Annotated in this window: 14 protein-coding genes and 1 rRNA gene; 7 read left to right on the top strand and 8 right to left on the bottom strand. The window is 47.1% G+C overall.

The window, feature by feature from the left end:
* Positions 1-74 precede the first annotated feature (74 nt).
* The 5 genes from SHEWMR4_RS01265 to SHEWMR4_RS01245 all read right to left on the bottom strand — a co-directional run bounded on the left by SHEWMR4_RS01265 (position 75) and on the right by SHEWMR4_RS01245 (position 5,733).
* A 16S ribosomal RNA gene (locus SHEWMR4_RS01265) occupies positions 75-1,617 on the bottom strand.
* 516 nt (positions 1,618-2,133) lie between these two features.
* A complete protein-coding gene (locus SHEWMR4_RS01260; RefSeq protein ID WP_011621045.1) occupies positions 2,134-2,715 on the bottom strand; it encodes a TlpA disulfide reductase family protein in 582 nt (193 codons plus the stop codon).
* Positions 2,712-3,191, bottom strand: a complete 480-nt coding sequence (gene nrfF / locus SHEWMR4_RS01255; protein WP_011621044.1) for a heme lyase NrfEFG subunit NrfF — start codon at positions 3,189-3,191, stop codon at positions 2,712-2,714. Before nrfF ends, SHEWMR4_RS01260 begins: the two co-directional genes overlap by 4 nt.
* Entirely contained in the window at positions 3,188-3,742 is a 555-nt protein-coding gene (locus tag SHEWMR4_RS01250; RefSeq protein WP_011621043.1) for a DsbE family thiol:disulfide interchange protein, read from the bottom strand. Before SHEWMR4_RS01250 ends, nrfF begins: the two co-directional genes overlap by 4 nt.
* An 11-nt stretch (positions 3,743-3,753) precedes the next feature.
* Positions 3,754-5,733: a heme lyase CcmF/NrfE family subunit gene (locus tag SHEWMR4_RS01245; protein ID WP_011621042.1), complete on the bottom strand. Its 1,980-nt coding sequence runs from the start codon at positions 5,731-5,733 to the stop codon at positions 3,754-3,756.
* Positions 5,734-6,132: 399 nt separating this feature from the next.
* On the opposite strand from SHEWMR4_RS01245, the gene ccmI reads away from it, so the two are divergent.
* On the top strand, positions 6,133-7,380 hold the full coding sequence (ccmI, locus tag SHEWMR4_RS01240) for a c-type cytochrome biogenesis protein CcmI (protein WP_011621041.1): 1,248 nt from the start codon (positions 6,133-6,135) through the stop codon (positions 7,378-7,380).
* 89 nt (positions 7,381-7,469) lie between these two features.
* On the opposite strand, the gene SHEWMR4_RS01235 is transcribed toward ccmI, so the two are convergent.
* Positions 7,470-7,769: a c-type cytochrome gene (locus SHEWMR4_RS01235; protein ID WP_011621040.1), complete on the bottom strand. Its 300-nt coding sequence runs from the start codon at positions 7,767-7,769 to the stop codon at positions 7,470-7,472.
* Between the two features lie 325 nt (positions 7,770-8,094).
* On the opposite strand from SHEWMR4_RS01235, the gene ccmA reads away from it, so the two are divergent.
* The 6 genes from ccmA to SHEWMR4_RS01205 all read left to right on the top strand — a co-directional run bounded on the left by ccmA (position 8,095) and on the right by SHEWMR4_RS01205 (position 11,990).
* Positions 8,095-8,745, top strand: coding sequence for a cytochrome c biogenesis heme-transporting ATPase CcmA (gene ccmA / locus SHEWMR4_RS01230; protein ID WP_011621039.1), 651 nt, complete (start codon positions 8,095-8,097; stop codon positions 8,743-8,745).
* Between the two features lie 11 nt (positions 8,746-8,756).
* A complete protein-coding gene (ccmB, locus tag SHEWMR4_RS01225; RefSeq protein WP_011621038.1) occupies positions 8,757-9,443 on the top strand; it encodes a heme exporter protein CcmB in 687 nt (228 codons plus the stop codon).
* A gap of 1 nt (position 9,444) precedes the next feature.
* Positions 9,445-10,191 (top strand): heme ABC transporter permease, encoded by a 747-nt coding sequence (locus SHEWMR4_RS01220; protein WP_011621037.1) that lies wholly within the window; start codon positions 9,445-9,447, stop codon positions 10,189-10,191.
* Positions 10,191-10,391, top strand: coding sequence for a heme exporter protein CcmD (gene ccmD / locus SHEWMR4_RS01215; RefSeq protein ID WP_011621036.1), 201 nt, complete (start codon positions 10,191-10,193; stop codon positions 10,389-10,391). The genes SHEWMR4_RS01220 and ccmD overlap by 1 nt, the downstream gene beginning before the upstream one ends.
* Positions 10,388-10,873, top strand: a complete 486-nt coding sequence (gene ccmE, locus SHEWMR4_RS01210) for a cytochrome c maturation protein CcmE (RefSeq protein WP_011621035.1) — start codon at positions 10,388-10,390, stop codon at positions 10,871-10,873. Before ccmD ends, ccmE begins: the two co-directional genes overlap by 4 nt.
* 112 nt (positions 10,874-10,985) lie before the next feature.
* Positions 10,986-11,990 (top strand): ABC transporter substrate-binding protein, encoded by a 1,005-nt coding sequence (locus SHEWMR4_RS01205; RefSeq protein ID WP_011621034.1) that lies wholly within the window; start codon positions 10,986-10,988, stop codon positions 11,988-11,990.
* Positions 11,991-12,054: 64 nt separating this feature from the next.
* On the opposite strand, the gene rplQ is transcribed toward SHEWMR4_RS01205, so the two are convergent.
* Positions 12,055-12,450 carry a 50S ribosomal protein L17 gene (gene rplQ / locus SHEWMR4_RS01200; protein WP_011621033.1) on the bottom strand — a complete coding sequence of 132 codons (396 nt, stop codon included), beginning with the start codon at positions 12,448-12,450 and terminating at the stop codon, positions 12,055-12,057.
* A gap of 40 nt (positions 12,451-12,490) precedes the next feature.
* Positions 12,491-13,480 (bottom strand): DNA-directed RNA polymerase subunit alpha, encoded by a 990-nt coding sequence (locus tag SHEWMR4_RS01195; RefSeq protein ID WP_011070632.1) that lies wholly within the window; start codon positions 13,478-13,480, stop codon positions 12,491-12,493.
* Positions 13,481-13,485 lie beyond the last annotated feature (5 nt).

Here is a 13,485-nt window from a genome sequence, read left to right as displayed (position 1 = left end):
TCTCCCTCCTCTTTCGAGAAGTTCAACAAGCCATCTGTGTGAACACTCAACAAACATCGAGTTAGTCGTATAGGTAAGGAGGTGATCCAGCCCCAGGTTCCCCTAGGGCTACCTTGTTACGACTTCACCCCAGTCATGAACCACAAAGTGGTGAGCGCCCTCCCGAAGGTTAAGCTACCCACTTCTTTTGCAGCCCACTCCCATGGTGTGACGGGCGGTGTGTACAAGGCCCGGGAACGTATTCACCGTGGCATTCTGATCCACGATTACTAGCGATTCCGACTTCATGGAGTCGAGTTGCAGACTCCAATCCGGACTACGACGAGCTTTGTGAGATTAGCTCCACCTCGCGGCTTTGCAACCCTCTGTACTCGCCATTGTAGCACGTGTGTAGCCCTACTCGTAAGGGCCATGATGACTTGACGTCGTCCCCACCTTCCTCCGGTTTATCACCGGCAGTCTCCCTAGAGTTCCCGCCATTACGCGCTGGCAAATAAGGATAGGGGTTGCGCTCGTTGCGGGACTTAACCCAACATTTCACAACACGAGCTGACGACAGCCATGCAGCACCTGTCTCAGAGTTCCCGAAGGCACTAAGCTATCTCTAGCGAATTCTCTGGATGTCAAGAGTAGGTAAGGTTCTTCGCGTTGCATCGAATTAAACCACATGCTCCACCGCTTGTGCGGGCCCCCGTCAATTCATTTGAGTTTTAACCTTGCGGCCGTACTCCCCAGGCGGTCTACTTAATGCGTTAGCTTGAGAGCCCAGTGTTCAAGACACCAAACTCCGAGTAGACATCGTTTACGGCGTGGACTACCAGGGTATCTAATCCTGTTTGCTCCCCACGCTTTCGTGCCTGAGCGTCAGTCTTTGTCCAGGGGGCCGCCTTCGCCACCGGTATTCCTCCAGATCTCTACGCATTTCACCGCTACACCTGGAATTCTACCCCCCTCTACAAGACTCTAGTTTGCCAGTTCGAAATGCAATTCCCAGGTTGAGCCCGGGGCTTTCACATCTCGCTTAACAAACCGCCTGCGCACGCTTTACGCCCAGTAATTCCGATTAACGCTTGGACCCTCCGTATTACCGCGGCTGCTGGCACGGAGTTAGCCGGTCCTTCTTCTGTAGGTAACGTCACAGATAAGCCGTATTAAGACTTACCCTTTCCTCCCTACTGAAAGTGCTTTACAACCCGAAGGCCTTCTTCACACACGCGGCATGGCTGCATCAGGGTTTCCCCCATTGTGCAATATTCCCCACTGCTGCCTCCCGTAGGAGTCTGGGCCGTGTCTCAGTCCCAGTGTGGCTGATCATCCTCTCAGAACAGCTAGGGATCGTCGCCTTGGTGAGCCATTACCTCACCAACTAGCTAATCCCACCTAGGTTCATCCAATCGCGAGAGGCCCGAAAGTCCCCCTCTTTCCCCCGTAGGGCGTATGCGGTATTAGCAGTCGTTTCCAACTGTTATCCCCCTCGACTGGGCAGATCCCTAGGCATTACTCACCCGTCCGCCGCTCGCCACCTCAGGAGTAAACTCCCTTGTGCTGCCGCTCGACTTGCATGTGTTAGGCCTGCCGCCAGCGTTCAATCTGAGCCATGATCAAACTCTTCAATTAAAAGTTTTTTGTTTAACTCGCGTTAAACGACTCAATGAATTCTACTGTTTTGATTCGCTTTGCTCACTAAGAAGCATCGCGTTTCAATCCATACATTACTGTATGTACATATTGCTATGAACACTCATTCATTGATTTAAATTTTGATTACTCGCCAAACGGCAGAGTAATTTCGATTAACTCAACACCTGTGAGTGTCCACACAGATTTCTTGTTTAGATTGTTAAAGAGCATTTGACCATTCACTTCGCGCTACCGCTCAGCGGGTCAGGGCTGCGTATTCTACGCATTTCCCGTGTCGCGTCAAGGCGTTTTTGCAAACTTCTTGAGGCTTTCGAATCAACTGCACATTTTGCATTCTATTCGAACTGTCACCGCGCTTGCTTTCGCTGTCTGCCGTGTCAGTGGATGCGCATTATAGGCGGCAGAACTTTTTGTGCAAGGGCTTTTTAAAAGAAAAAAGATCGCATGGCGATCTTTTCTACAACGGCGTTCTATTTACGCGCAATCTGCTGCTTAATTCAGCTTTTTCGCGCCTTTATCGATAAAACCTTGGATCAGTGATACGGCTTTTGCGTCATCCCAGTCGACAAATGATCGCACAAATGCGATCAATTGGCCGTTTTGATCGAGAATAAAGGTCGCGGGGATAGTATCTAATGGAAACACTTGTCCGAGGTTTTGTTCAGGATCGTAGTAGGAGTTAAAGTTCGCCATTCCTAATGAAGTTAAAAACGGCTGAACCTGCTGTTTGCCATCCGCATCGATAGAGATAGGTAATAGTGCAAACTCTTCCGCTTTAAACTTTGTCGCCAATCGTTCAATCGCAGGTAACTCTCTGACACAGGGAGGACACCAAGTCGCCCACATGTTCACCATCACGATTTTGCCTTTATATTGACTGAAATCGAGCGGCTTGCCATCGACGTCACTAAAAGCAACGGGTTCGATAGGATAAGTTTTTGGCAAAACGTTAATCAGATCGACTGTCGACTCTATCGGCTTATTTGCCTGCTGCATGCCGGGGTACGCTTGGGCACCACCAGCAAAGGCAACAGACAGACTCGCTAGGATTGCAGCTAAGGCAAATGACTTCATTTATTATCACGCTTTAATAGAGCATCCAGCGCTTTTTGATCTTCGGCGCTGATCTCAGGCTCGGTCGTGCCACCGATGCGTTGCTTGCGGATAAAGATGAAACCAATGATAAGACCGAGCAGCAACAAACCGACTGGACCTAACCAAAGAATATAGGTTTTGGTTTCCATTTTCGGTTTGTAGAGGACAAACTCACCATAACGGCTGGTCATAAACTCGATGATCTCATCATCGCCCTTGCCTTCATCGACCATCTTGTAGACTTCAAGACGCAGATCTCGGGCAACGGGTGAGTTAGAGTCGATCAGGTTTTGGTTTTGACATTGCGGGCAACGCAATTCATGGGCCAGTGATAGACCGCGTTTTTGGTTTTCTGGCGATTTAAACTCGTAGGTATCGACAGGTGTCGCCATCGCCGTTGTTGCCATACTCAGCAACAACACTAAACCACCGATGATTTTTGTCAGAGTTTTCACGCTGCACCATCCTTCGCCGCTTCAGCTTGTAATTGTTGGATCATAGGATACAGAGTTTCGCTCCACACGCGTTGGTCGATTGGACCCGCGTAACGGAAGCGAATAATACCTTTATGATCGACAATAAAGCTTTCTGGCGCGCCATACACACCCAAATCTAACCCTAAGCGTCCATCCTTATCAAAGATGTTGATATGGTATGGATCGCCTTGACGTTTCAATTCTTCCAGTGCGGGAATACGCTCATCGCGGTAGTTAATCCCGTAGATAGGCAGAATATTTTGGCGTTTCAGCATGACTAAGAAAGGATGCTCATACTTACAAGATGGGCACCAAGTGGCCCATACGTTAAGTAGTGACACTTTACCTTTCAGTTGCTCATTGGTAATCATCTCGTTTGGTGTTTCGAGACGTTCCAGTTGGAAAGCCGGGATCGGCTTTCCTTCCAGAGCTGAATCCAGTTTCTGTGGATTTAAAAACAATCCTTTGTATAAAAATACCCCCATGCCAAGAAAGATGACTAATGGGATAAACAGAACCAACTTCTTCATACATTCCCCAATTATTGCGCGGTAGCTAATTTCGCTTTTTCAGCTTGTGGCTTAACCGTAGCGGCCACTTTTGAGCGATAGCGTTTATCCGATGCGGCAAAGAAACCACCGACCATCATGAATATTGCTCCAAACCATAACCAACGAACAAAAGGTTTGTAGTTCAAGCGCACAGCAAATTCAGTGCTGCTGATTGGATCGCCCATGGTGACATATAAGTCACGGAACAGACCCCAATCGATACCGGCTTCGGTCATATCCATGGTACGCACATTGTATTGGCGACGATCGGGCTTGAGTAAGGTCAGCAGTTTATCGCCTTTATAAATCTCAATTTGACCTTGTTGTGCGGTGTAGTTAGGACCGACAACGTTCTTAGTTTCGAGATACTTAAAGGTGTAACCCGCAAGCTCTTGGCTCACACCAGGCCCCATACGCACACTCTTCTCAATCGAGTAGTTCGACACCATAGTGGCACCGATCACTGACACGGCAATACCTAAGTGGGCCAAAATCATACCCAATTGGCTACGCCCCATACGCGCCATGCTTAATTCACCGTCTTTTGGCTTAACGATATTGTAAGCAGCTCTTGCGGTTGCCAACACAATCCAAGCGGCCGCGGCGATACCACAGGCAACCCAAGTGTTAAAGGCACCATCGACAATAAATGGTGTCACGATACCAATTGCGGCTGACACTAATGCAGGCACCAGCAATTGGCGCTTGAGCTCACCAGCTTTGGATTTCTTCCAACGAATGATTGGACCAACGCCCATGAAGCCAAACAGTACGAGAACGATAGGCACAAACACAGCGTTGAAGTATGGAGGTCCAACAGAAATCTTACCCATGCCTAATGCATCGATCAGCAGTGGGTATAAAGTACCTAACAGAACAGTACCCGCTGCAACCGTGAGTAACACGTTACAGACTAACAGCATGGTTTCTTTTGATTTCAGCTCGAAACGAGCCGGGCTGCTCATTTCGCTGGCGCGGAAGGCAAACAGCGTGAGCGACCCGCCGATGGCTAAACCAAGCAGCAACAGAATAAACATACCGCGGCTTGGATCGGCTGCGAAGGAGTGCACTGAAGTCAGTACACCCGAACGTACGATAAAGGTACCGAGTAAGCTTAATGAGAAAGCGAAGATAGACAGTAAGACGGTCCAGTTGCGGAAAGCACCGCGTTTTTCGGTCACGATCAGTGAATGCACTAATGCAGTACCCACTAACCAAGGCATAAAGGAGGCGTTTTCAACGGGATCCCAGAACCACCAGCCACCCCAGCCTAATTCGTAGTATGCCCACCAAGAACCTAATGCAATACCGCCCGTGAGGAAAATCCAAGCAGCTAAGGTCCAAGGACGTGACCAACGCGCCCACGCAGAATCAAGGTGACCACTCATAAGAGCTGCAATCGCGAAGGCAAAGCTCACCGAGAAACCAACATAACCTAAGTACAGCATTGGAGGATGGAAGATTAAGCCCACGTCCTGCAGCATTGGGTTTAAGTCGCGACCTTCGGCAGGCATTGGAAATAAGCGTTCAAATGGGCTAGATGTGAGGAGCATAAATAAGCTGAAGCCAATCACGATCAATGCCAGTACCGCCAGTACCCTAGCAGTGAACACTTCTTCTAAGCCTTTACTGAATAAGGCAACTGAAGCCGCCCACGTCGATAGTGCAAACACCCAGAACAGCAGCGACCCTTCATGACCGCCCCATACGGCCGCAATCTTAAAGAAGATAGGTAACTGGGAATTCGAGTGATGTGCCACATAGGCAACGGAGAAGTCATCAACGGCAAAGCTGTAACCAAGAGATACTACGGATAAAGCGATAAAGAAGAACATTCCGTAGGTTAACGGCCAAGCATACCTCACTAGATATTGGTCTTTACGGGCAACACCTATAAGGGGAACGCTGATTAATAAGAAGGCGAATGCCACTCCTATAATCAGCGAAAAGTGTCCAAGTTCTGGGATCATGGGTTTTCCTCAGTCTCTAATAATATGTTGATTTAGAAAGACTCTAGACCAACGCACAACATGCTGTTCACACAAATGCACGAAATTTGGTTCATTTTAGTATTTGCTATTGTTCCTGTCTGCCTATTTCATACAAAACTGGGTGACTTGTCTCATTCTCGATTTTTGTCTCAATGGAGCCACCACAGGCCTACAGTTTTGCATGTGACAGATAAATGAGCCTTAAGTTTCATACAATATTTACCAGATGGATCAATTTGTGAACCAGTGCCCAACTCTCAGTTTTCACAGCAATGATGGTCTTATATTACTGTTCAATGAATAATCTTTACGTATAATCTTGCTTCCAAGCCGGCGGTAACAACCGCTTTTATGCAAACTAAAGTGAATATAGAAACAATGACGACATTTTGGATTTTTATTGCGCTTGTTGTGTTGGTCAGCTTAATGCTGATCTGGATCCCGCATTTCAGACAGCAAAAGTTGTTACGCACTGAAGAAGCCGGCGTTCGCAAACAAACTAACCTTGAGTTGTTCAATGAACGTCTTGCCACTCTCGAGAAAGAGCTTAATGAAGAACTACTCGACCAAGCAGAGTTTGATGCTCTAAAGAAAGAGTTAGAAATCAGCCTGCTCCAAGATATCAAACAAGCGAGCGATGATTCACTCGTCAATCAAATCAAACCTAAGAGCATTCTGTGGCCATCAATCATGTCAGTTTGCTTGATTGCGATCTCAGGTTACCTCTATCAGCATTTAGGCGCTTTTGAGAATATTGGTAATACTCAACCTGCTAACCCACATGCGGGTATGGACGCAGCGCAAATCATGGCGCAACGCGTACAAATGATGGAAGCCCAAGTACAAGCCGAGCCTGAAAACAGCCAAGCTTGGTTCAGCCTTGGACATGCTTATATTTCGGCAAACCAATTCGATAAAGCCGTTGCCGCGTTCGATAAAGTCATGGATTTAGTCGGTAAGCATGCAGAGCTACTTGGCCCTAAAGCAACTGCACTGTACTACAAAAACGGTCAGCAAATGACACCGCAAATCCAAGCCTTAATTGATGAATCCTTAGCATTAGATCCACTGGATCCATCGACATTACTGCTCGTGGGTATGGATGCTTTCTTCACGGCTAACTATCAAAAGGCCATTGATTCATGGCAAGCCATTCTAAGCAGCGACCGCACCGATGTTGACCGCGCCGCACTGATGAATGCGATTGAAACAGCCAACCTGCGTATGCAAGGCGAAACTGCTGGCATGCCTAACGATGACGTACACAAACAGGCAAAAGTTGCGACGAAATCCGTAAGCATCGAAATTTCAATTTCACCTGAGCTAGCAGCACAAGCAAGCCCAGAAGACACTATCTTTGTATTCGCCCGCGCAACTGAAGGCCCTAAAGTGCCATTAGCTGCGACTAAGGTCAGCGCAAAATCCTTACCAATAACAGTCACCTTAGATGACAGCACTGGCATGGGTGGCGACGTGAAACTAAGCCAAACTGCGAGCGTTGAAGTGATCGCGGTGTTGTCTAAGCATGGCAATATCAAGCCTCAAGCGGGTGACATTCAAGGCAAGGTTAGCAAAGTGAATGTGGGTGAAACCGCAAACTTAGTACTAGATACTCAGGTGCAATAAGTTATCCATCCTCACCTAGCGCTAAGTTTCGGCTTAGCGCAGACATAAAAAAAACCGGCTAATGCCGGTTTTTTGTTAACACTGAAAAATTACTGAGCTTTAGACATAAACTCGATAGCTGCTTTGTAATCTTCGTCAGTACAATCAGTACACATACCACCTGGTGGCATTGCGTTTAAACCTGTTTTCACACTGTGTAACAGAGTGTCCATACCTTTTGCTAAGCGTGGTTCCCACTCAGCAGCATTGTGCGCCTTTGGAGCACCAGCAACACCCATACTGTGGCATACGGTACATGCCTTGTTGAAAATAGCTTCAGCATCTTGAGCTGAAACGTTGACTGACATAGTCAAAGCAGCGACTGCAGTCATTGCTAACAGTTTTTTCATGTTCAATGTTCCTAATGCAAATACGTACAAAGCTCTCGCTGCCCTTTGAGGCAGACTCATTATAGCGGACTAAGATTACTACAAACTTCAATAAATCTCATCTTTTTGTGATTAGAATCTCAGCACAAATGATATAAGGCGACAAGCGTGACAAATTCGTTAATATATTAGCAAGTATTAAAAAAGTTCGATTTGTACGAGAAATATTGCGGTTATTGGAACCACATCAAATTGCTGACATCTAGTATTAAGCAAGTGTAAACCCCGCAATATCGTTTGTGTTAGAATCACTTGTGTTTCCTTCCGGCTTGAGATAGAGGGTTCAGTGACAAATATAACTTCAGTAAACACACTGGTATCGGCGAGCAAGCTGACATGTATCCGCGAAGAACGCATCCTATTTGATGAACTAAGTTTTGATATAAATGCTGGCGATATCATCCAGATTGAGGGCCCAAATGGCGCCGGCAAAACCAGCTTATTACGTATATTGGCAGGCTTATCTCGCCCTTACGCTGGGCAAACCTTTTATCTCAACGAAGATATCAATCGTTGCCGCGATGAATATAACGAAGATTTGTTGTATTTAGGCCATCTCGCAGGGGTGAAATCCGAATTAACCGCTGAAGAAAACCTTAACTTCAATTTAAGAATCAGTGGCTATGATGATTTTGATACTGCAGCTATTTTAGCTAAAGTGAATTTAGCTGGATTCGAAGAAGCGCTGGCTGGACATTTATCCGCAGGTCAACATCGCCGCACCGCATTAGCAAGACTTTGGCATAACGATTGTAAAGTGTGGATCCTCGATGAACCTTTTACAGCCATTGATAAAAAAGGTGTCGAAGAGCTTGAGCAATTATTTATTCAACATGCGGATAATGGTGGCTGTGTGATCCTCACCACCCACCAAGATATGGGCATTATCAAAGATGATAGGCTTCGTAAAATTCGTCTAGATTATCGCTTCGTATAAGGTTTGGCATAATGAAAAGAGGCATCAGCTTTACTACAGCGTTTTTCACGCTACTGCAGCGGGATCTAAAAATCGCCATTCGTCATCGCGGAGATATCTTTAATCCCTTGTTATTCTTCATCATGGTCGTGACCTTATTTCCACTCGGTATTGGCCCTGAACCACAAATGTTGGCTCGCATTGCCCCAGGGATTATTTGGGTTGCTGCCCTACTGGCATCGATGTTGTCACTCGAGCGCCTATTTAAAGCCGACTTCAGTGACGGTAGTTTAGAGCAAATGCTGCTCAGCCCACAGCCACTCTCGGTATTAGTATTGGCCAAAGTGCTAGCCCATTGGCTACTGACTGGCGTGCCATTAATTATTATCGCGCCCCTGCTCGCGGTGTTACTCAACCTAGAAGCCAACAGCTATGGCGCACTGATCGCGACTCTGGCGTTAGGAACACCGGTATTGTCGCTCCTCGGCGCCATTGGTGTGGCTTTAACCGTTGGTTTACGTAAAGGCGGCGTGTTACTGAGTTTACTGATCCTACCGCTTTATATTCCTGTGCTGATTTTCGCGACCAGCGCCATAGATGCGGCAGGAATGAATTTACCCTATGATGGTCAGCTCGCTATAATTGGCGCCATGTTGATCGGTTCGTTAACCTTAGCACCCTTTGCTATTGGTGCATCTCTGCGAGTGAGTACTAACTAAAATGTGGAAATGGTTACACCCTTACGCGGATCCTGAACGCGCTTACAAATTATCAGGAACGTTATTTCCATGGTTTGCTACCCTAGCCTGTCTTTTTATTACCGTAGGCACCGTTTGGGGATTGATGTTTGCCCCAACAGATTACCAACAGGGTGATAGCTACCGTATCATCTTTATCCACGTTCCAGCCGCTTCTATGTCGATGGCAGCTTATATGGGGATGGCGACAGCGGCATTTATCGGTTTAGTCTGGCAAGTTAAACTGGCAGACTGGGCAGCCGCTTCTATTGCGCCTATCGGTGCAGTAATCACCTTTATTGCCCTCTTTACTGGTGCCGCTTGGGGTAAACCCATGTGGGGCACTTGGTGGGTATGGGATGCGCGTCTGACCTCTGAATTAGTACTACTATTCCTCTACTTAGGTGTGATTTCACTCTACGCTTCTTTTGAGGATAAAGTTCTCGCCGCGCGTGCAGCAGGGATCTTAGCGATCGTTGGCGTGATCAACATTCCGATCATCAAATACTCAGTGGAATGGTGGAGCTCACTGCACCAACCCTCCACCATTAAAATTACCTCTAAATCGACTATGTCGAGTGAAATGTTGTACCCACTTTTAATCAATATTTTAGGTTTCGGCCTTATGATAGGGGCTATCACTATTGTGAGATTTAGAGCAGAAATCTTAGCAAGAAACGGCATGCGCCCCTGGGTGCGTGAACTTGCCAAAGCTGAGGAGGTCAAATAATGCAATTCGATTCTATCAGTGATTTTTTTAACATGGGTGGCTATGCATTTTATGTGTGGCTTGCCTATGGCGTGACCTTCTTCTGTTTATCGACGCTGATCATCACCAGCGCGCGCCAAAAGCGCAAAGTGCTAATTGAAATAGCGAAGAAGATGAACCGCGAAGAGCGCCTCAAAGAAACTAGGAGTACCAAATCGTGAACCCAAGACGCAAAAAGAGACTGACGTTAGCCATAGCATTGATCGGTGGCGTAGCCGCGATTGCTTCGCTACTGCTGTATGCGCTGAACTCCAACTTGAACTTATTCTATACACCGTCTGAAATCGTTAACGGTAAGGCCGACACCGGCGTTAAACCCGAAGCGGGTCAGCGTATTCGTGTGGGCGGCATGGTAACGGTCGGCTCTATGGTGCGCGACCCAAACAGCCTGCATGTACAGTTTGCCGTTCACGATTCATTAGGCGGCGAAATCATGGTGACCTACGACGATCTGCTGCCCGATCTGTTCCGTGAAGGACAAGGCATCGTGGCGCAAGGCGTACTAGGTGAAGACGGCAAGTTGGCCGCGACCGAAGTTCTGGCTAAGCATGATGAAAACTACATGCCGCCAGAAGTAGCAGAGGCCATGGGCCAAAAACATGAGAAGCTTGATTACAGCCAGCAGAAATCGGCAGCGCAATAAGCATTATCGTGTCGCTAAATACCTAAAAGGCCTCTTCGGAGGCTTTTTTATTGGCCGAGAACTGCTGGAGAGTGAACTATAATCAAATCAGTATTCCGACAGGAAACTGCATATGAAAACAATAAAGCCACTGCTAAGAAGATGGCGACTGTTCCTTCTCCTGATACCCATCTGTTACCCTGCCGCGCTATTTGCCGCTAAAGTAGTAGTGATTGAGAGTTATCATCAGAGCTACCTTTGGGATAGACAATATTATCAAGCCATACTCGATAAAATTACCCCTGAACATCAAGTACTCCACTTCGAGATGGACACCAAACGCCTACCTAAGGAGCGCTATGTGGAGCGAGCCGAACTGGCTTGGCAATTTATAAAACAACAAACACCTCAGCTCGTTATCCTTGCAGACGACAATGCGGTGAACTATCTCCATCAACGTCTTAATGACAGCCAAATTCCGGTGGTTTACCTTGGTGTGAATATCAATCCAAGGGAATACCATTTAAACGACTACAAGCGCTTTACAGGCGTGCTGGAGAGGCCCTTGCTGAAACGTTCATTGCTATTGTTACAGAGAATTCTCCCGCCGCAAAAACACAGAAAAATTTTAGTGCTGTTCGATGACAGTAATACCTCAAAGCTTACAGCCAACTATATCAGCAACCAATCGACTAGCCTCATCAGTGATATCGAAATTCATGTGCTTAAGTTGGCAACCCTTAAGGAATGGCAGCAACAAGTCAACTCAGCGAAAGACAATGGTTATAGCGCTATTGTTGTTGCCTTATATCATGCCGTTAGAAATGAGCAGGAGCAGTCGGTTAATGCAGACCAATTATTAGAGTGGATAGCAAGTAATACGCCTATACCTAATTTTGGCTTCTGGGGGTTTAGCATCTATGCCAAGGGCAATATAGGAGGCTATGTACTTGATGGCTATCATCATGGCACGATCGCAGCGGATATGGCACAGCGCATTCTCGACGGCGTGACCCCAGAGAATATCTTCCCCGTCACGGACGACCTAGGGCAATATCGATTTAGCTATTCAGGTATGAAGAAATGGCAACTTACACTGCCGAAGGAAATTGAAAAACAAACGACTTGGGTGGATTAACTAAAAAGTGCTAAAAACAAAAAACCGGGCTTAGAGCCCGGTTTTTCAAACTTTGTAGCCTTAATTACTCAGCAGCTTCAACTTCAACAGCTTGAGCAGCTTCTGGACGACCTACTAGCTCGATGTAAGCCATTGGGGCTTTATCACCAGCACGTAAACCGCACTTAAGGATACGGGTGTAGCCACCAGGACGTTCCTGGTAACGTGGACCCAATTCAGTGAATAACTTACCTACGACTTCAGCGTCGCGAGTACGTGCAAACGCTAAACGACGGTTTGCAACGCTGTCACTCTTAGCAAGTGTTATCAGAGGCTCAACTACGCGACGCAGTTCTTTCGCTTTAGCTACGGTTGTCTTGATGATCTCATGACGAACCAGTGAGCTTGCCATGTTACGGAACATAGCTTGGCGGTGGCTGCTGTTGCGGTTAAGTTGACGACCACTCTTACGATGGCGCATGACCTAATCCTTATAACCTAAATCTGTACAAACCTGAGACTTATAGGTCGTCTGCTAAACTAGCTGGAGGCCAGTTTTCCAGACGCATACCTAACGACAGTCCGCGAGAAGCTAAAACGTCCTTAATTTCAGTAAGAGATTTCTTACCTAAGTTAGGGGTCTTCAGCAGCTCAACTTCAGTACGCTGTACCAGATCTCCGATGTAATGAATCGCTTCGGCTTTCAAGCAGTTAGCCGAACGTACAGTTAGCTCTAAATCGTCGACAGGACGCAACAGAATCGGATCGAACTCCGGCTTCTCTTCTTTCATTTCTGGCTCAGTCACGTCGCGCAGCTCAACGAACGCATCCAGCTGTTCAGCTAAGATGGTTGCAGAACGACGGATAGCTTCCTCAGGATCGATAGTACCGTTAGTGGTCATATCGATAACGAGTTTATCCAAGTCAGTACGCTGTTCCACACGTGCTGCTTCTACATTGTAGGCAATACGTGCAACTGGCGAGAAAGAAGCATCAACCAGCAAGCGGCCGATTGGGCGGTCATCGTCTTCAGTCTGTGCACGAGCAGATGCTGGCACATAACCACGACCACGCTCAACGCGAATACGCATGCTGATATCATTGTTACCTGTTAAATGACAGATAACATGATCAGGATTCACGATAGTGACATCACCATCATGCGTGATATCTGCTGCGATGACAGGGCCTGCGCCGGACTTGCTTAATGTAAGCATAGCCTCGTCTTTACCCTCGATAGTCACTGCTAACCCTTTCAGGTTCAGCAAGATTTCAAGGATATCTTCTTGTACGCCTTCCTTACTGCTGTATTCGTGCAGCACGCCGTCAATCTCGACTTCGGTAACCGCGCAGCCGGGCATAGACGACAATAGGATGCGACGCAACGCGTTACCTAAAGTGTGGCCGAAACCACGCTCAAGCGGTTCCAAAGTAACCTTGGCACGTGTTGAGTTAACCTGCTCGATATCAACGAGACGCGGTTTAAGAAATTCTGTAACAGAACCCTGCATTGTGT

Source organism: Shewanella sp. MR-4, from assembly GCF_000014685.1.
Taxonomy (GTDB): domain Bacteria; phylum Pseudomonadota; class Gammaproteobacteria; order Enterobacterales; family Shewanellaceae; genus Shewanella.
Note: the sequence above shows the minus strand (reverse complement) of the source record. Positions and strands in the feature narration are given on the sequence as shown.